Annotated in this window: 18 protein-coding genes; 8 read left to right on the plus strand and 10 right to left on the minus strand. The window is 68.6% G+C overall.

Annotation, left to right across the window (positions count from 1 at the left end; genetic code table 11):
* Positions 1-258: 258 nt before the first annotated feature.
* Both EIZ45_RS02640 and EIZ45_RS02645 read right to left on the minus strand, forming a co-directional pair.
* Positions 259-492: an SHOCT domain-containing protein gene (locus EIZ45_RS02640; RefSeq protein WP_134661400.1), complete on the minus strand. Its 234-nt coding sequence runs from the start codon at positions 490-492 to the stop codon at positions 259-261.
* A gap of 14 nt (positions 493-506) precedes the next feature.
* The gene (locus EIZ45_RS02645) at positions 507-1,514 is read right to left on the minus strand and encodes an NAD(P)H nitroreductase (protein ID WP_134661399.1); all 1,008 of its coding nucleotides are present in this window, start codon (positions 1,512-1,514) and stop codon (positions 507-509) included.
* A 221-nt stretch (positions 1,515-1,735) separates the two neighbouring features.
* Between EIZ45_RS02645 and EIZ45_RS02650 the strand changes: the two genes are divergently transcribed.
* The 4 genes from EIZ45_RS02650 to EIZ45_RS02665 are packed head-to-tail and all read left to right on the plus strand — an operon-like array spanning position 1,736 to position 6,304.
* Positions 1,736-3,139, plus strand: a complete 1,404-nt coding sequence (locus tag EIZ45_RS02650; RefSeq protein WP_134661398.1) for an amino acid permease — start codon at positions 1,736-1,738, stop codon at positions 3,137-3,139.
* A 32-nt stretch (positions 3,140-3,171) separates the two neighbouring features.
* A complete protein-coding gene (locus EIZ45_RS02655) occupies positions 3,172-4,386 on the plus strand; it encodes an arginine deiminase (protein ID WP_134661397.1) in 1,215 nt (404 codons plus the stop codon).
* Positions 4,387-4,412: 26 nt separating this feature from the next.
* Complete coding sequence (argF, locus tag EIZ45_RS02660) at positions 4,413-5,408, plus strand: ornithine carbamoyltransferase (RefSeq protein ID WP_134661396.1); 996 nt, start codon at positions 4,413-4,415, stop codon at positions 5,406-5,408.
* The gene (locus EIZ45_RS02665; protein ID WP_134661395.1) at positions 5,405-6,304 is read left to right on the plus strand and encodes a carbamate kinase; all 900 of its coding nucleotides are present in this window, start codon (positions 5,405-5,407) and stop codon (positions 6,302-6,304) included. The genes argF and EIZ45_RS02665 overlap by 4 nt, the downstream gene beginning before the upstream one ends.
* A gap of 9 nt (positions 6,305-6,313) precedes the next feature.
* On the opposite strand, the gene EIZ45_RS02670 is transcribed toward EIZ45_RS02665, so the two are convergent.
* Positions 6,314-7,051: a CPBP family intramembrane glutamic endopeptidase gene (locus EIZ45_RS02670; RefSeq protein WP_134661394.1), complete on the minus strand. Its 738-nt coding sequence runs from the start codon at positions 7,049-7,051 to the stop codon at positions 6,314-6,316.
* A gap of 37 nt (positions 7,052-7,088) precedes the next feature.
* On the opposite strand from EIZ45_RS02670, the gene EIZ45_RS02675 reads away from it, so the two are divergent.
* Positions 7,089-8,195: an acyltransferase gene (locus EIZ45_RS02675; RefSeq protein WP_134661393.1), complete on the plus strand. Its 1,107-nt coding sequence runs from the start codon at positions 7,089-7,091 to the stop codon at positions 8,193-8,195.
* Positions 8,196-9,198: 1,003 nt separating this feature from the next.
* Here EIZ45_RS02675 and EIZ45_RS47575 read toward each other — a convergent pair.
* On the minus strand, positions 9,199-9,465 hold the full coding sequence (locus EIZ45_RS47575) for a DUF2637 domain-containing protein (protein ID WP_370318106.1): 267 nt from the start codon (positions 9,463-9,465) through the stop codon (positions 9,199-9,201).
* Positions 9,402-9,641 (minus strand): hypothetical protein, encoded by a 240-nt coding sequence (locus EIZ45_RS02685; RefSeq protein ID WP_134661392.1) that lies wholly within the window; start codon positions 9,639-9,641, stop codon positions 9,402-9,404. Before EIZ45_RS02685 ends, EIZ45_RS47575 begins: the two co-directional genes overlap by 64 nt.
* Positions 9,642-9,901: 260 nt before the next feature.
* On the opposite strand from EIZ45_RS02685, the gene EIZ45_RS02690 reads away from it, so the two are divergent.
* Positions 9,902-10,801 carry a LysR family transcriptional regulator gene (locus EIZ45_RS02690; protein WP_134661391.1) on the plus strand — a complete coding sequence of 300 codons (900 nt, stop codon included), beginning with the start codon at positions 9,902-9,904 and terminating at the stop codon, positions 10,799-10,801.
* Positions 10,802-10,892: 91 nt separating this feature from the next.
* On the opposite strand, the gene EIZ45_RS02695 is transcribed toward EIZ45_RS02690, so the two are convergent.
* The 4 genes from EIZ45_RS02695 to EIZ45_RS02710 form a co-directional block, all read right to left on the minus strand.
* A complete protein-coding gene (locus EIZ45_RS02695; RefSeq protein ID WP_134661390.1) occupies positions 10,893-11,741 on the minus strand; it encodes an aldo/keto reductase in 849 nt (282 codons plus the stop codon).
* A 22-nt stretch (positions 11,742-11,763) separates the two neighbouring features.
* On the minus strand, positions 11,764-12,639 hold the full coding sequence (locus tag EIZ45_RS02700; RefSeq protein WP_238606336.1) for a DMT family transporter: 876 nt from the start codon (positions 12,637-12,639) through the stop codon (positions 11,764-11,766).
* Between the two features lie 250 nt (positions 12,640-12,889).
* Positions 12,890-13,255 (minus strand): hypothetical protein, encoded by a 366-nt coding sequence (locus tag EIZ45_RS02705; RefSeq protein WP_134736016.1) that lies wholly within the window; start codon positions 13,253-13,255, stop codon positions 12,890-12,892.
* Between the two features lie 495 nt (positions 13,256-13,750).
* Positions 13,751-14,653, minus strand: a complete 903-nt coding sequence (locus tag EIZ45_RS02710; RefSeq protein ID WP_240690510.1) for a LysR family transcriptional regulator — start codon at positions 14,651-14,653, stop codon at positions 13,751-13,753.
* Positions 14,654-14,831: 178 nt separating this feature from the next.
* On the opposite strand from EIZ45_RS02710, the gene EIZ45_RS02715 reads away from it, so the two are divergent.
* Together EIZ45_RS02715 and EIZ45_RS02720 are read left to right on the plus strand one after the other, a co-directional pair.
* Positions 14,832-16,472, plus strand: a complete 1,641-nt coding sequence (locus tag EIZ45_RS02715) for an NAD(P)/FAD-dependent oxidoreductase (RefSeq protein WP_167756319.1) — start codon at positions 14,832-14,834, stop codon at positions 16,470-16,472.
* Between the two features lie 189 nt (positions 16,473-16,661).
* The gene (locus EIZ45_RS02720) at positions 16,662-17,417 is read left to right on the plus strand and encodes a class I SAM-dependent methyltransferase (RefSeq protein WP_134661386.1); all 756 of its coding nucleotides are present in this window, start codon (positions 16,662-16,664) and stop codon (positions 17,415-17,417) included.
* 424 nt (positions 17,418-17,841) lie between these two features.
* On the opposite strand, the gene EIZ45_RS02725 is transcribed toward EIZ45_RS02720, so the two are convergent.
* Positions 17,842-18,273: a hypothetical protein gene (locus tag EIZ45_RS02725; RefSeq protein ID WP_134661385.1), complete on the minus strand. Its 432-nt coding sequence runs from the start codon at positions 18,271-18,273 to the stop codon at positions 17,842-17,844.
* Positions 18,274-18,320 lie beyond the last annotated feature (47 nt).

The following is an 18,320-nucleotide window of genomic DNA, read 5'->3' on the forward strand; positions in this document are numbered from 1 at the left end:
CCCGAACTGTGGCCGAGCATGCGTTCGGTCTGCGCGGCAGGAGGCGGGGCGAGTGAGCCGCTCCGGACCGGCGGTCGCGAAGCGGCTGAAGCGTGGGAAGTCCGGGTGCCCGTAGAGAAGGATTTCGCTGCCGCACGGAACGTACCGCCGGTGTCGAGCCCGAGTTCGTCGAGCGCGGCGAAAGGTTCAGTCACGCCGTGCTCGACGGCGGTCGCAGCGACGTGCGCGCACCGCTGTGGCTCGGCCTCACGTCTCCGCTCAGTGCCGGAGAGCTTCGCGGCGGCGGTCGTACTCGTCCTGGTCGATCTCGCCGCGGGCGAACCGCTGCCGCAGAATCGCGGTGGCAGGGTCGGCGTCCGGCACGGAGCCGGACGGGCGGCGGACGAGCAGCGCGGTGACCACGGCGATCGCGGCGAGCAGCGCGACGGCCACGATGCTCATCACGACCGGCCCGACCCATTCGGCGGCGGTTCCGTAGTGCCAGTACATCATCGGGTGCTCCTCGGCTAGGGCCGGTCGCGGCGGACGGCAGCTTCGAGCGGCTGGAGTACGTCGCCGATCTCGCGCCGCGGAGTCGCGGGCAGCGGGTCCGCGTTGGCCGGAGCCCAGCCGACGCGCAGGACCATCTGCGGGAAGGCGCCGGACGTGACCTTCTGCTCGACCGTGCGGCGCACGTCGGGCAGTTCGAGCGGCTCGGTCAGCGGGCAGGTGGCGAGGCCGAACCGGGTCGCGGTGAGCAGCGCGGCGCTTGTCGCTTCCCCAGCGCGCAGCCGGGACATCCGGTCGTCGGACGCGGTGCTCAGCACGAGCAGCACTGTCTCGTCATCCTCGCCGGCCGCTCCGGCGGCTTCGGGCAGTTCCGGGTCCGCGAACTGGCGGCCGGGCAGCGCACCGGGAGTCAGGTCGGGCATGGGGGTGTTGCGGGACGGGACGCCGTCCGGGGACACGTGCCGTCCGCTCCAGGCGGCGAGTTCGATCCGGTAGGCGGGATCGCGGCGGTGCCGCAGCGACGCCTCCTCGACCGCGGTGGCCAGGTAGTAGCGCTCGGCGTCTTCGGCGACGCGCAGCACGACGCCTTCATCCGCGACCGCTTCGGCCATGCTCTCCAGATGTCCGCGGGGCACGTGCCACGAACTGTGCCGTCGGCGGTCGGTGCGGCGGCGGGGAATCGCGGCGGCGAGCGCGACCTCGTCGAGAGTCGGCTCGTGGCGGTGAAGTTCGATGGACGCCAGGTGGTCCGGTTCCGCGGGGTTGGGCAGCCGGTGCACTTCGGCGCTCCAGCCGAGCGCGGCGAAGGCGACGCGTGCGTGGTGCAGCGCGGCCCCGCAGCTGATCATCAGGTCCCGCCCGTCCGGGTCGGTCTGGGCGAGCTGCCGCGACGGATCGGCGTACAGGTGCAGGGACCGGTGCCCGACCGCGAATCGCCACGGCTGGGAGTTGTGCACCGACGGCGCGCGGACGGCCATCCCGACCGCTGTGGTGACGGTGTAGTCGTCGGGGAGTCCGCGTTCCATGGCGACCTGCCTTGTCGTCTCGTCCAGTGATGCGTCGACGGTGACAGTCGCGGCGGGACCCGAGACAGAGCCGGAATTCCCCGGGCGCAGGGACTTTCGCCGGTCGTCGTGCGCCGCGGTGACCTTCGCGGGCGCGCCCGGGCCGAAAGACCTCTGCCGTCGCCGGTCGCTCGCGATGTTGCATGACAACCCGATGGGGGCGTCGCGGCGACAGGAGCGAAATGTCCAGAGCACACGAAACAGACCCGGCCGAGTCACGGAGCCGGGCACTCGGCCTGACCTCGGCGACCGGATTGGTGGCGGGCAGCGTGATCGGCACCGGCGTGTTCACGATGCCCGCCGTGCTGGCCGGCGCGGGAACGAGTTCGCTGCTGGTGCTCGGCGTGGTGGCCGTCGGCGCCGCGGTGCTGGCTGTCCTCTTCGGACAGTTGACGAAACGCACGCCGAATTCCGACGGCGGCCTGTACGCCTACGCCCGCCGCGAGTTCGGCGATTTCGCCGGCTATCTGGTCGGCTGGTGCTACTGGGTTTCCGCGTGGGCAGGCAACGCCGCGATCGTCGCGTCGTGGGTGCTCTACGTCGAAGCCCTCTTCGGCATCGAACATCCCTCGACCTGGGTCGACCTCGGCATCGCGCTGGCCGGGCTGTGGATCCCGGCCGCGGTCAACCTCGCGGGCGTGCGGCAGATGGCGTGGTTCCAGAACACCACCGCGGTGCTGAAGTTCCTGCCGCTGCTCTTCGTGGGCGTGGTGGGCTGGTTCTTCGTGTCGAAGGGCAATTTCGGCGCGTTCAACACGTCCGGCGGGAGCCTTTACACCGCGATCGGGATCGCCGCGGGCGTCGCGCTGTTCGCGTTCATCGGGGTCGAAGTCGCGGCGGTCACGGCGAAACGGGTGCGCGAGCCGGGACGGAACGTCGGGCGCGCCTCGCTGCTGGGCACCGCCGCCAGCGCGGTGGTCTACCTCGCGGTGTCCGCGGCGGTGATGGGACTCGTCCCGCACGACGTGCTGGTTTCGAGCGGAACCCCGTTCGTGCCCGCGTTCGAGGCGATCCTGCCGGGCGGCGGCTGGGCCGGGAAACTCGTCGCCGCGCTCGCCGTGGTCTCGGGGATCGGCGCGCTGAACGGCTGGACCCTGGTGACCATTGAGGTGTCGCGTGCCGCGGCGGCCGACGGGCTGTTCCCGCGGGCGTTCGCCTGGGCCGACCGCAAGGACACCGCGTGGTTCGGCATCCTGCTGGCCGCGCTGCTGCCGTCGCTGCTGATGGTGTGGCGCTACACCTCGGGCACCGGGCTGGCGGTGTTCTCGTTCCTGGTGAACCTGGCCGTCGTCACGGTCGCCATCCCGTACTTCTTCTCCGCCTGCGCGCAGCTGGCCTACCTCGTGTCCCGCCGGCGCCAGGTGCACGGCTGGCTGCTGGCCCGCGACCTCGGCATCACCGCCGCCGCGGTGCTTTTCTCCCTGTGGGTGACCTTCGCCGCCGGCTACGCCGCGGTGTACGAGGCGATGCTCGTGCTGCTGGTGGGTCTCGTCCTGCACGCGGTGCTCAAGGGCCGGGCGGCGGCGCACGGCAAGCGCGAGACTCCGGCCGAGGACACCGGTGAGCAATGGCCGCGCGCAGCTTGACTCCGACCGACACGACGAAAGGCACCGCATCCATGAGCTTCGCAGTCGCGTCCGAAACCGGCCGCCTCCGACAGGTGATCCTGCACCGCCCGGGCACCGAACTCTCCCGGCTGACCCCGCGCAACGTCCACGAATTGCTCTTCGACGACGTCATGTGGGCGAAGAAAGCGAAGGAGGAACACGACGTCTTCGCCGAGGCGCTGCGCGAGCAAGGCGTGCGAGTGCACTACTTCGACCGGCTGCTCGCCGAAAGCCTGGACGTTCCCGAAGGCCGCGCGTTCGTGCTCGACCGGGTCTGCACCCCGCGAACCGTCGGCCCGGCACTGGCTCCGACGCTGCGGAAACTGTTCGACGACCTCGACAGCACGAGTCTCGCCGAATCGCTGATCGGCGGCGTCCTGAAAGCGGACCTGCATCCGCTGCGCACCAGCAGCCTGAAATGGCACTCCCTGCGGGCCGACGACTTCGTGCTGCCGCCGTTGCCGAATCACCTGTTCCCGCGCGACAACTCCTGCTGGATCTACGGCGGCGTCTCGATCAACCCGATGGCGAAACCCGCGCGGCAGCGGGAAACCCTGCACGCACAGGCTATCTACCGCTATCACCCGCACTTCGCCGGAGCGTCGTTCGCGAGCTACTTCGGCGACGAGGACTACTTCCCGGCGACGGTGGAAGGCGGTGACGTGCACGTCCTCGGCGACGGCGCGGTCCTCGTCGGCATGGGGGAGCGGACCACGCCGATGGCTGTCGAACTGCTCGCTCGCGCGCTGTTCGACAGCGGCCAGGCGCACACGGTGCTCGCGGTCGAGCTGCCCCGTTCGCACGCGACGATGCACTTGGACACGCTGATGACGATGGTCGGCGCGACGACGTTCGTCCTCTACCCGTATTTCGACCGGCAGCTGCGCTCGTGGACTGTCACCGCGGGCACCGAGCCCGGTGCGCTGGAGATCCGGCAGAACGACAGCCTCTGGAGCAGCCTAAGCCGGACGCTCGGCGTCGAGCGGGTCACCGTGCTGTCCACCGACGAGGACGTCCGTGCGGCAGAGCGGGAACAGTGGGACGACGGCAACAACTATCTCGCGGTCGCGCCGGGGATCGTCGTCGGCTACGACCGCAACGTCGCGACGAACACCATGCTGCGCAAGAACGGCATCGAGGTGATCACCGTGCCCGGCGGCGAACTCGGCCGCGGCCGGGGCGGCCCGCGCTGCATGAGCTGCCCGATCGAACGCGACCCCGCGTGATCACCCCCGACACTCAGGAGCACTTGATGAATCTGCACGGCCGCAACCTGCTCAAGGACACCGACCTTACTGCGAACGAATTCCGTTCCGTCGTGGAATTCGCGGCCCGGCTCCGCCAGGAAAAGCGGGCCGGGGCGCGGACGCAGCGGCTCGCCGGGCGCAACATCGCGCTGGTCTTCGAGAAAAGCTCGACGCGCACCCGGTCCGGATTCGAGGTCGCCGCCCACGACGAGGGCGCGCACATCACCTATCTCGGCCCCGAGGAATCCCACCTCGGCCACAAAGAGTCCGTCAAGGACACCGCCCGCGTGCTCGGCCGCATGTTCGACGGCATCGAATTCCGCGGCTCGTCCCAGGAAGCGGTCGAAACGCTCGGCGCCTACGCCGGGGTCCCGGTGTGGAACGGGCTGACCGACACCTGGCATCCGACACAGCTGCTGGCCGACGTCCTCACCATGCGCGACCACGCGCCGGGCTCCCTCGACAACGTGTCGTGCTGCTACCTCGGCGACGGCCGCAACAACGTCGCGAACTCGCTGCTCGTCGCCGGTGCGCTGCTGGGCCTCGACGTGCGCATCTGCGCGCCGGAACCGTTGTGGCCGAAGGAAGAGATCCGGCGGATCGCCGCGAGCCTCGCCCGTGAATCGGGCGCGAAAATCCTCGTGTCCGACGACGTGACGGAGGCCGTGCACGCCGCCGACTTCCTCTACACCGACGTCTGGCTGTCGATGGGCGAACCGGAGGAAGCCTGGGGCGCGCGGATCGAACTGCTGCTGCCGTACCAGGTCAACGCCAAGGTCGTCGCCGCGACCGGGAACCCGGCGGTGAAGTTCCTGCACTGCCTGCCCGCGCTGCACGGCCGGGACACGGCGGTCGGGCAGCGGCTCGGCGAACGGTACGGGCTCGACGCCCTCGAGGTCACCGACGAGGTCTTCGAATCGGCGGCGTCGGTCGTGTTCGACCAGGCGGAGAATCGCATGCACACCATCAAGGCCGTCATGGCCGCTACGGTGGGAGCATGAGGATCGTCGCGGCGCTCGGCGGGAACGCGCTGCTCGAACGCGGGGAGCCGGCCGAGTCCGACATTCAGGAGGAGCACGTCCTCGCCGCCGCCGAAGCACTCGCGCCGGTGGCCCGGGAACATGAACTCGTCCTGACCCACGGCAACGGTCCGCAGGTCGGCCTGCTCGCGGTCGAGAGTGAGCGCGATCCGGCGTTGCGCAGGCCGTATCCATTCGACGTCCTCGGCGCGCAGACCCAGGGGATGATCGGCTACTGGCTCGCGCAGGCCCTGCAGAACGCCTGCGGGCGACCGGTGGCCGGGCTGGTGAGTCGCACGCTGGTGCGCGCCGACGATCCGGCTTTCGCGGACCCGGCGAAGTTCGTCGGCCCGGTGTACGACCGCGCGACGGCCGAGCGGCTCGCCGCCGAACGCGGGTGGGACGTCCGCCCGGACGGCGCCGTGTGGCGGCGGGTGGTGCCGTCGCCCGAACCCGTCGAGCTGATCGAACTGCCCCTCGTGAAGACCCTGATGGAGGCCGGTGCGATCGTGGTCTGCGCGGGCGGCGGCGGGGTCCCGGTGGCCGCCGCCGAAGGAGGCTTGCGGGGCGTCGAGGCGGTCGTGGACAAGGACCTGACCGCGGCACTCGTCGCACGCGAGATCGGTGCCGACGCGCTGTTGCTGCTGACCGATGTCGAATCGGTACAAGACGATTACGGCACGCCGCGGGCCCGGCCGATCCGTGAAGTCAGCAGCCGCGAATTGCGTTCCCGGCGCTTCCCGGCCGGTTCCATGGGGCCCAAGGTCGACGCCGCGTGCCGGTTCGTCGAGAACGGCGGCAAGTTCGCCGCGATCGGCAAGCTGACCGCGGCGGGCGAACTGGCGGCGGGAACGGCCGGGACGATCGTCCGCGCGTGAGACCGGGATTCAGCCGACGAGCGCCCAGGCGAGCACCAGCCCGCCGGAGTTGGTGGCCAGGTGCACCAGCATCGGGGCGAGCAGCCCGCGGCCGGTGTGGCGCCACCAGCAAAGGAACACGCCCGCTCCGGCCGCGGCGACCATCGCCAGCACGGAGATCGTCGCGAGCGGAAGCCCGCCGACGGTCTGGTGGACGGCCGCGTTCTGGGTGAGGGCGAGGGAAGGCAGCAGATGCCACAGCCCGAACAACGCGGACGCGCCGAGCACCGGCCACCAGCGCCACCGCTCGCCCGCGCCGAGCAGCGCCGGGAGCACGCCGCGGAAGGCGATTTCCTCGATCAGCACGGTGCCGAGCGGGATGCGCACCAGCGCGAGCCACATCAGCTGCCCGAATCCCGGCGAACCGATCCGGCCGTCGTGGAACAGCACGCGCAGCGCCGGGATAGCGGCGGCGAGACCGAGCCCGAACGCCACGACCGCGAAGCCGCCGAGCCCGAACCACAGCATCCGGCGCGTGTGCCGCCGGCTGAATCCGATCTCGGCCCATCCGACGCCGGCGAATCGGGCGAGGGCCAGGAGCCCGGCGGCGGCGACCGCGCCGCAGACCGGGTAGGCCCAGCCGGGCAGCACCCGGTTGGCCAGCACGGTGGCCGCCGCCAGCAGCAGCACCGCGGCGACGACGGCAAGAGCACGACGCCGGAAAGCAGTGACTTCCGGCAGTTTCGGGACAACCGCGGCAACAGACATCGTGATTCCAGTGTGCCCTCGGAAAGGGACAATGGCGATGACGACCAAGGAACGCGAACCGTATCTCGACTTCCTGCGTGCGGTCAGCCTGATCGTCGTCGTACTGTGGCACTGGGCGTTCACGATCCTGCACTGGACGCCGACCGGGCCGCAGCCCACGAACCCGCTCGCGTACTTCCGGGGCTTGTGGGTGCTCACCTGGTTTCTGCAGGTGCTGCCGGTGTTCTTCTACGTTGGCGGGTCGGTGCACCTGGCGTCCTGGCAGCGTGCCCGCGCCGGCGGCCAGTCGCGGGGTTCGTACGTCTGGCACCACGTCAAGGAACTGGCGACTCCAGCCGGGGTGCTGATCCTTTTCTGGGCCGCCCTCGGCGTCGTGCTGACCCAGACGCTCGGGGCGCGATGGGTCGGCGGCGCGGTGCTGCTGGTCCTCAGCCCGCTGTGGTTCCTCGCGGTCTACGTCGGCCTGCTCCTGCTGCTGCCGGTCATGGCATGGCTGCACGAACGGTTCGACGTCCTCGTGCTGGTCTGGCTCGGCGGCGTCGCCCTGCTGGTCGACGTCCTGCGGCTGCGCTTCGGCTGGTCGGAGGTGAGCTGGGTGAACGTGGCCGCGGTGTGGGGCTTGGCGTATCAGGCGGGGTTCTTCCATCACCGCATCGTCGCCGCGTCGCGGCACGTGGCCGGGGCGCTGTTGTGGGCGGGCTCGTTCGCCCTCGCAGGACTGGTGCTGTCGGGCTTGTATCCCGGTTCGATGGTGGGCGTGCCGGGGGAGCGGATGTCGAACATGTCCCCGCCGACGTTCGTCATCGTCGCCCTGCTGGCCTTCCAAGCCGGGCTGTGCGAGGTGCTGCGTCCGGCCGTAGAGCGCGCACTGGCCAAGCCGCGCTGGCAGCGGGCGACGGCGGTGTTCACCAGATACGCGTTGCCGTTGTTTCTCTTCCACACCACCGGAATGGCCCTGGCCCGAGCGGTTGTGTACTTCGGCTTCGACCGGCAGTTAGCCGACGACCGCGCCCCGGACTGGATCTGGTGGGCCGAACGCCCGCTCGCGATCCTGGGCCCGCTGGTGTTCAGCGTCCCGCTGATCGTCTTCTTTGGGCGGTGGCAGGCAGTGCACCGCGCGAACAACCCGGGAACATCGCGGTGAAGCTGGCGACAACAGACCGTCGAAATCGCTCGGAGGCTCCGATTTTCGCCTGGGGCGCATCAGGTCGTGCTGGTGTTTTGCTTGGCAGGGGGAGGTGCGCAGATCGGTCGAGCGCTTGGATCGGAATCGCTCCTGGAGGCATACCCGAGGCCGCCGAGGCTTCTGCGGACTGCCGCATCACCCGACTCGGCCGGACCACGCCGGTGGCGCTCGCTCACCAGGTACGCGCCCTCAGTGAGGAGGTTCTCCGTCTTCTGAAGGCTGAGGGGTCGGCATGGTTTCTCGTCTAGGACGCCCGTAGCGCCAAGGGGCTTGCTGGGCGTCCGTGGCGCGTGGCGTTCGCGCTTCAGGATGACGGATGGCTGTTGCGCAATGCTGGATCCGACAGGCGGAACCGAGTTCGAGCTTGCGGCGCGCCGTTGGGGCCGCAAGGACATTACTCTGCAGGCACGGACGGCGGCGTGCGTCTGCGCTACGGGAGAACGCACACAGGTCGAGGCTGGCTGAACCCATCCGGTGAGGCCGACGGCGATGTGCTAGTCGGCTCTGCTCGGCACGACCGTATGTTTGTGCCGGGCTGAGTCCGCTAGCCGATCAGCTAGCGATCAGGAACACGTCTTCTCCTTCGCCGGGCACGACGTCGGCTTCCGTCAGGCGGCCCGATCGCCGCTACACGACGCCCGTAATTGTGCGTCCCCGCCACTCTGTCCAGTTCGGCCCCGCTCGGTGGGCGTCCCGCGGTGACTTGCTTCGCGTAGTAGGCCCACATCCGTTGCTCCGCCGTCAAAGACGGTTCGCCGAGACGGGACGAGACTGTCTTCAACGCCCCGTTCAGCAACTCCACCGCGAACAACAACGCGATCGGCGGGCATGCCACCACCACCTGCAACGGGCTTCGCACCAAAGCGGACCCGATGTTCGCCAGCAGCGACAGCTCGATCCCGAACACGAACGCCGACCACGCCACCCACCTGCCACGATCCCGCCCGGCCCGGCGTCGCTTTCACACCTCGACCGTCGCGATCGTCAGCAACCCGTCCGCCAGCAACGGCCAGATCGACGCAGCCGAAGCATCCGCACCAAACCGGACTGCGAGCTCACGGCCGTGGCGGTACGACGCATACGCCGCCCCCACCGCGACCAAACCCGTGCAACCGCATTGCAACCACAGAGCCAGCTTCGGAGCAACCTTCCCGCTCGACTCTCTCAACACGTCGCCACCCCGGCAGCATGATCGAATCGCAGTGGGAACGGCCGTCCGGAGCGGCACGGACCCGGCACCACGAACCGGCAGGTGCGAGCCCGAGAGTGCACAGCGGCCCGCCGGGGGATCGCCGAGGCGAGTTTCTGGGCGGCATTGGCGGCGACTTCCTGGGCGACGTTGGTGTAGAGGTCCATGGTGACCTTGATCGACGAGTGGCGGAGGATGTGCTGGATCACCTTCATGTCCGTATCCAGGGCAGGCCGCGGCGGGGTCGCAGTATTCGGGGCATGCGCAGCTGTCGAGGCAGCAGCGAACCCCGCGGCGCGGACCGTCGGCGGGCACTTTCCGGCGTCGAATCGGACAACTGAACACGGTGTTCTTCCGGCGGTTCCGCGGCGGCGGACGCGTGCATTCGGGGGAATAGTTTCCTGCAGCCAACGGAAATCGCCTCGATGTCCCGAGAAACCCTCGCCGGAAAGGCGATTTCCCTATACTGGTGTGCATGCACGATCTTGCGCAGCTGCGCGCCCTGCACGCAGTCGCCCGCAACGGATCCATCAGCGGGGCCGCGGATGCCTTGCACGTCACCATCTCCGCGGTTTCGCAGCGGCTGGCGAAACTCGAGCGCGAGGTGGGCCAGCCGCTGCTCGAACGGCACGGCCGGAGCGTGCGCTTGACCGATTCCGCGCTGCTGCTGGTGGGGTACATCGAACAGATTCTGCTGTTGATGGGCGAGGCCGAGGCAGCGCTGGAAGGACAGAAAGGCGCGGTCACCGGAACGCTGTCCATCGCCGCATTCCCGACCGCCGCGCGAGGCCTGGTTTCGGGCACGCTGCGCAGCCTGCGGGAGGATTATCCGAATCTGCGCGTCGAGTTCACCGAACTCGAGCCGGAGGAGTCCTTGCCGAGGGTCGTCCGCGGCGACGTCGACATCGCGGTGGTGCAGGACTGGTTCACTTCGCCGTTGCAGATTCCCGACGTGCTGATGAAAGAGCATCTGCTGGACGACGTCACCGATGTCGCGCTGCCCGCCGGGCATCCGCTGGCCGACTGCGAAACGGTCGAGCTCAGCGAGCTGGCGAACGACCCTTGGGTCACCTGGTCGGTCGGGCAGATGTGCCACAACTGGCTGCTCGACACGATCCGCGAGCACGGCGTTCAGCCGCGGATCGCGCACACCGCCGCCGAGTACGCGACACAGCTGGCGCTGGTGGCCGGGGGCAACGGCGTCGCGATGATTCCGCGCCTGGGCCGGGACGGCACCCCGTCCGGGGTCCGGATCGTGCGGGTCGAACCGGTGTTGAGCCGGCAGGTTTTCGCCTTGTGGCGCAACGAGGCGGTCCGTCGGCCGGCGATCCGCGCGGCCGTCGAGGCACTGGTGACCGCCGCGGCCCGCCAGTGACCGCCGACGAGCGCGACGGCGAGCGCGGCGGAAGGTAACAGACCGTGGAACCGGGCCGACCGAGCGATGCCGGCCGGCCCGGGGAGCGGGGCTAGGCCGGCGGCGCGATCGCGGACAGCGCGGCGAACTGCTCGTCGGCGAGCTCCAAGGCGGACGCGGCGTGGTTCTCCTCGAGGTGCTTGATCGACGAAGTGCCCGGAATCGGGATGACGACCGAGGAACGCCGGTACAGCCAGGCGAGCGCCACCTGCGACGGGGTCGCGCCGAGTTCCTTCGCGATCGACGCGAGCGGACCCTTGGCCGAGGCCAGGTCGCCCTTGGCGACCGGGCGCCACGGAATGAACGCGATGCTCTCGCGTTCGCAGTAGTCGAGCACCGCTTCGTGCTGACGCTCGGCCACGTTGTAGAGATTCTGCACGCTCGCCACCTCGATCTGCGTGCGCGCCTCCTCGATCTGCGCGACCGTCACCTCGGAAAGGCCGATGTGCCGGATCTTGCCCTCGTCCTGCAACTCCTTGAGAACGCCGAACTGCTCGGAAGCGGGCACCTGCGGGTCGATGCGGTGCAGCTGATACAGGTCGAACCGGTCCAGCTTGAGCCGGCGCAGGCTGAGTTCTGCCTGCTGGCGCAGGTATTCCGGGCGGCCCAGCGGCTTCCACTTGCCGGGCCCGGGACGGCTCTGCCCCGCCTTCGTCGCGATGACGACACCGTCGGCGTAGGGGTGGAGCGCGTCGGCGAGCAGCTCTTCGTTGCTGCCCGGACCGTACGCGTCGGCGGTGTCGATGAACGTGATGCCCAGTTCGACCGCACGGCGGGCCACCTCGATCGCCCCGTCGCGGTCGGCCGGGTCGCCCCACACGTTCGGACCGGTCAGACGCATGGCGCCGAAGCCGCTCCGGTGCACGGCGAGGTCGCCGCCGATGGCGAAGGTGTCATCCATGGATATCCTTTTCATTTCCTGGTCAAGACCGGCTGGAAGCCGGTTCCGGGCGGCGTTGGGGTTGCGTCGTCGGGCCGGGCGAGCGCTGCACGAGTGCCACGCCCGCCAGCGCGACGGCCATGCCTGCGATCGCGTTCCAGCGGAACGGCTCGGCGAGAAACGCCATGCCGAGCAGCACGGACACGATCGGCAGCAGGTAGGTGACGGTGGACGCGACGGTCGAGCCGTCCTCGACCGTCAGCCGGAAGTTGAACAGGTAGGCGACGCCGGTGCAGAGCACGCCGAGGACGGCCAGCGCGAGGAACGCGTCCGCGCGCACCGAGACCGGCGAGCTGCCGGTGACCGGGATGGTCAGCGCGGCCAATCCGGTCGCTACCAGCAGTTGCGCGGCGACCATCGCGACCGGCTCGACGCCGGAGCCGGTCAGGAACCGCCTGGTGTAGACGTAACCGATCCCGTAGCAGACGGCGGAGGCCAGGCACAGCAGCGCGCCGCCGAGCGCGCCACCCGCTTCCCACGGCGAAAAGCAGAGCAGCGTGCCGGCGAAGCCGAGTACCAGCCCGGTTCCGCGCCCGGCGCCGACCGAGGTCTCCTGCCGGACGCCGAGCGCGATCGCCATCGTCCACAAAGGAGTGCTGGCGTTGAGCACGCCGGCCAGGCTCGAATCCACCTGCTGCTCGGCGATGCCGTACAGCAGGTAGGGGACGAAGTTGGCGAAGACCGCGGCGACCGCGATCTTCGCCCAGAGCCGCGGCGACCGGGGCAGGCCGAGCCCGCGCACCCAGCACAGCGCGAGCAGGAACAACGCGCCCAGGCCCAGCCGGACCAGCACGACCTGCCCGGGCGAAAATCCGCGCAGCGCCAGTTTGATCCACAGGAAGCTGGAACCCCAGAGCAACGCGACGACGGCGAGCCGCGCGAGGCTGGCGCACTTGATGGTGGCGATGACTGTCCTCCCCGAGATGCCCGCCTTTCCTTCCCCCGTGAGTCTGCCGCGCCGACGCTGCGCGATGTGTGAAACGTTGTGTGGTGAACCTTTCAGTGCCGCTTAAAGCTCGTCTCAGTGGTGCGAAACGCCCGCCGGTCCACGCCTGAAGTCCGGCTGCTCAGGCCGGGCCAGGCATTACGACAGCATTAGGTGAGACAAGCTAAGTGACGAGCTTTGCCTCCGCGACCAGGAGCACGTCTTCTCCTACACCCGTGCTGACGCCGGCTTCCGTCAAGCGGCCCGACCGCCGCCACCTGCGAAGCACACGACGCCCGTAATTGTGCGTCCCCACCACCCGGTCCAGTTCGGCCCCGCTCGGCGAACGCCCCGCGGCGACTTGCTTCGCGTAGTAGGCCCACATCCGTTTCTCCGCCGTCAACGCAGGTTCGCCGAGACGGAACGAGACCGTTTCACTGTCCGCCGCGTCGGTCTCGCATTCGCTGATTTGAAGCACGGACTGGTCCTGCCCGGGCGCGGTCACGGCGGCTTGCTTCAATGCCCGGTTCAGCAACTCGACCGCGAACAACAGCGCGATCGGCGGGCAAGCGGCCCGCGTGACTCTCTCATCACGACGCCACCCCCACAGCATGATCGAATCGCCGCGGGAACGGCCGTCCGGAGCGGCACTGGCCGGGCACCACGAACCGGCAGGTGCGAGCCCGAGCGTGCGCGAACACGGCGACAAACCACGGCATCACCTGACATCCGGCACGCGTACACAGCGAGGTAAACAACACGGACCGTTCGGCACCGTTCGAAACTCGGTCAAAACGACTGTGACCCGGCGGGTTCAGAGTTCGAATCCCTGGCGGCCCACTCTCGAACCCCAGGTCACCGGGCTCGGTGACCTGGGGCTTTGTGCTGTCCGGGCGAGTTTCTCGCGGGCTTGGACTGTCCATGCGACACGACTCCCGCGCCGACCACTTGCTGCGCTTCCCCCGAGGACCACTGCAGACCTAGACACTCCGTAGTTTCCCTTGCAGTGTCGGCACTGTCGCGTATTCCGCGTGAAACATCCGGGCTAGTAGTTCGCCTCCGTCAGCAGGGCCTGAGCGGACCGGCGAAACGCGGCCACCAGGGGTGCGCTGTCCCCGGCTCGGGTGGCGAGCACCACCTGACCTGGCTCGACCCCGTGCAGCGGGATCGAGGTCAGGTCGGGCCGGGTGCCCTCGCCGCGCAATCCGGCGGGAAGCATGGCGACCGCCTGCCCGGACGCGACCAGTTCGAGTACGTCCTCGATGTGGCCGGCCAGCGGCCCGTCGGGTGCCGGCGTGCCATCGGGACGGGGGTCGACACGCCAGAACGAGTCCCACTCAGCGGCGGGCAGCCTCGGCACCGGCTCAGTTGCGATGTCGTCGAGGGTGACTGATTCCCGGCCGCCCAGCCGGTGGGACCGGGCGACGAGCAGCACGCGGGTCTCGTGATGCAGGACGGTGACTTGCAGTCCGTCGGTGTCGAATGGGAGCCGCGTCACGACAGCGTCCACACGGCGGCCGAACAGGGCCGTCCGCACCTCCGCCAACGCGATGTGCAGTGTGCGCACCTCGGCCTCGGGGTGGTAGTGGCGCAGATGTCGTACCGCCGGAGTAATGATCAGCCCGCGCGTATGGCCGACGGTGAGCTGACTCGGCACTGCGGCCGCACGGGCGTCCGCCGCAGCCATCGCGGCGATCGCCAGCAATTGTCTTGCATGGGGCAGGAACGCGGCCCCGGCGGGGGTCAGGCGGGTGCCCTGCCGGTCGCGGTCGAACAGCCGAACTCCGACACGCTGCTCAAGGGTCCGGATCTGACGGCTCAGGGTCGGCTGGGTTATGTGCAGCAGTGCCGCGGCACGGGCGAAATGCTGCTGCTCGGCGACCACCGTGAAGTAACGGACCAGTCGGAGTTCGAAGTCGGCCGACGGCACTGCGTTGGCTGCGTCCACAAGATCGCAAGATAGCCCACTTGCATACGTGATGCCTGGAACGCATCACGGGATGCGAAACAAGCCTTGGACGCGCCCCCTGGGCAGCGGGGAGTGTGGGTACAGGCGAGGAGGACACCATGCGACTTATCTGCGGCGAAGAACACGCTGTCCGCGGGCAACCGCGATAATCGCCGAAATGTTTCGAACCGGGCGACGGGACCGGGATGAACTGATTCCCGCATGCGCGATAAACGCTTTGTCAGAAGTAATGTGGAGCAAAATCATCATTGAGTACCACGAGACCGTCGTTGTCGGTGGAGGTTTCGGCGGAATCTGCGCTTCGCACGGCCTCCTGGAGGAGGGCAGGGGCGACTTCGTCATCCTCGAGCGTGCCGGAGAACTGGGCGGGGTATGGCGGGACGATCGCTACCCTAATGCGGCCTGCGACGTCCCGGCACATTTCTACAGCCTCTCGTTCGCGCCGAATCCGACGTGGACGCGCAGCTACGCGCCGTGGGACGAAATCCTCGCCTACATCAACAAGGTGGCCGACGATCTGGGAGTCCGGGACCGCATCCGGTTCAACACCACTCTGGTGTCGGCGAGTTGGGATGAGCCCGCCGGTGTGTGGCACCTGCGCACCGCCGAGGGAGCGTCGCTGTCGTGCCGGTTCCTGGTCATGGCAAGCGGTTCGCTCAGCACCCCTCGCGTTCCTGATCTTCCGGGGCGCGAGACGTTCCGCGGCGAGGTGATCCACACGGCGGAATGGGACGAACGAGTTTCCCTGGAAGGCCGGCGCGTGGTGGTCGTCGGTGCGAGCGCCAGTGCCGCGCAGGTCCTCCCTTATGCCGTCGACGTGGCCGAGAGCGTGCTGGCGGTAATCCGCACCCCGCCCTATGTGATGCCGAAGGACGAGCAGGTCTACGACGACGAGGCGCAGGCACGGTTCCGGGACGAACCGGAGCGGATGGAAGCTATCCGCCTCGACGCCGAACACAGCTTCAACGTCGAGGCGGAAACACAGGCAGTCATGGACGAGGCCAAGCTCGCCAAGATCGAAGGACAGTGGCGCGACTATATGGAGTCGGAGATCGCCGATGCCGGCCTGCGTGACCTCCTGACACCGTCCTACCGGTTCGGCTGTCGCCGGCCGGTCCTCTCCAGCACGTTCTACCCCGCCCTTGCCGACCCCAGGACCACCGTCTGGTCGGCCGGGATCTCGTCGATGACCGCGACCGGCGTCGTGACCGAGGACGGGCGCGAATGGGACGCCGACGTTGTGGTTCTCGCGACCGGCTTCACCGCGACCGACATGTACGCCGGGATAGAGTTCCACGGTGAATCCGCGCGGTCGCTGAAGGCGGATGCGTGGCGCGAAGCGCCGCATGCGTACAAGGGCACCGTCGTCGCGGGGTTCCCCAACCTCTTCCTCGTGACCGGTCCGCACACCCAGGCGAGCGGGTCCATCATCGCGGTCATCGAGGCGCAGATGAAGATGATCATGGAATACATCCGGCTCGTCGACGAGAGCGGCGCCGTCTCCGTCCAGCCGTCGCAGAGGGCTCAGCAGAGCTTCAACAACTGGGTCGACAGCGCGATGGCGGACTCCGTCTGGGAGGCCGGTGCGTGCCACAGCTGGTATCGCCTTGGCATGGCGGGCAAGGTCGTGACCAAATGGCCCGGAAGCCTCGCGAGCTTCCAGAAAACGACCAGCACGGTCGATCTGGGAGATCTCGTGCTGAAGTTCGGCAGGCCTGGGGCCCCGACCCCGGTGGCCACGTCTGCCGCGGACGCGCCGGTCGCTGAGGGCAGCGGGCCACTCGTCGACCTGCCGTGACCTTGTCGGAAGGTTTGAACCCTGTCCTGTCGAGAAAGAGCCGCCGGGTGGCCTCGCCCGCGTTGGGCAACATCCGTGGCAGCACAACGGATCCAAGGTTTGCCGACGCCCAATACCGGCGAAAACCATTGGCGCTCGGCTTGCTCCGCTGATGGACTGACGTCCTGCTGCGTGACGGAGGTAGCGGTTGTGACGGATTATGACGTGCTCGCCGAGGTGTACGAATGGCTCATCTCGGATGCGAAGTTGCCGCCGGCCGAGTTCGCTGCGTCGTTCGATGACGTCCTCGGTTTCCTGCCGTCGAACGCTGACGTCCTCGACTGTTCGTGCGGAACCGGACAGTTGGCGGTTGGCCTCGCCGGTCGTGGCATGCAGGTTGTCGCAACTGACGCCAGCGAAGCGATGGTTCGACGGACTGCGGAGTTGGCTGAGAAGTTCGGGGCATCCGTCCGGGCCGTGCGGGCGAGCTGGGAAGAGTTGCCCGACCATTTCGAGGACGGCACGTTCGACATGCTGTTCTGCGTGGGCAACTCGCTGCACCATGCCGAGGGCGCGCGAGGCAGGGGTGCTGCTCTGGAATCGATGTCACGGCTATTGCGCCCTGGCGGGCGCTTGGTGCTCACCTCCCGCACGTGGGAACGCGTGCGGGCCAGAGGTTCCCGGCTGGACATCAGTGACCGACTCGTCCGCCGGAACGGTCGCGATGCCGTTGTGGTCTACCGCTGGGAGATCGCGCCGCGGTGGGAGGAGGAGCACCGCATCGAGATTGCGATCGCCCAGGTTGATGCGACTGGGTTGGTTGTTGTCCGCTCGGAACTGCTGTCCTGCTGGCCTTACCGGTACGAGGAACTCGAAGCCGAGCTCCACCGGGTCGGACTTCTGACGGAAATGAGCACGTTCGATCTTGAGGCCGAGAACTACATGGTGGTGGCGAGCAAGGTATAGATACCAGGCTCTTAGTCCCTGGCCGGACACGGCGGCACGTTCGACGACATCATCGCGTCCCTGGTACTGCACTACCTAACCATGATAGGACCAGAGCAATGACCGACTCTCGGACGCGCGGATCGTCGGCGGGTATCGGAGGGGTGCTGCTGGCGTCGGCTTCGGGTCATCCGGGCAACGCGGCCTTCTGGTGGCACGACCGCGCTACGTAGAGAGCGCCCGCATATCCTGCTGTACCGGCGATTGGCAGAATTTCGGCTCGGCCAGGCCACGCAAACTGGCGGCGCGACAGCCGGATGCGGCGGCAGGCCGATCGGTCGAGGGCGATCAGTTTCGCGGTCGCGGCGGGCCGGGCCTTCGACTTCGCCGAGCCAGCCGATGAGCCGTGCCTCGGCGATCGGTCCTAGGGCACGGCAAGCGGACCTCAGCGCTGCCGCCGTGCCAGGGCGGTGCGGGCGTTTTCGGCACCGGACACAACCGCATACGAACCGGCCACCATCCCGATGGCAACCATCAGCGCCCCCACGCCCCACATGCCAGAGCGGTCCGCGGAGATCGCTGCCCCAGACCACGCCACCGTGAACACCACGGACATGACCACCACCACAACCCACCGATGCAATCTGATCATCGTCCCGGCCACGGCGAGCACAACCAGACACAGCACGCAGCCAGCGACTTGCCACGGTTCGTACGGTCCGGTGCGGTTCCCCGTGACCGGATCGACCTGATAGGTGGTGTCCGATCCCAACCACGACCACCACGTGGCGAAGGTCAGGCCTGCCAGCACGACCGCCCCCAGCACCGAGCGCACCCGGTGCGCCGTTGACCCTGTCGCGTCCTGTCGGTGATCCATCCCCACAGTCTTCCTGCTGAGACACCCAACCAACCACCCCCGTCATC

This window comes from Amycolatopsis sp. CFH S0740, assembly GCF_004522315.1.
In the GTDB taxonomy this organism is placed as follows: Bacteria; Actinomycetota; Actinomycetes; order Mycobacteriales; family Pseudonocardiaceae; genus Amycolatopsis; species Amycolatopsis nivea.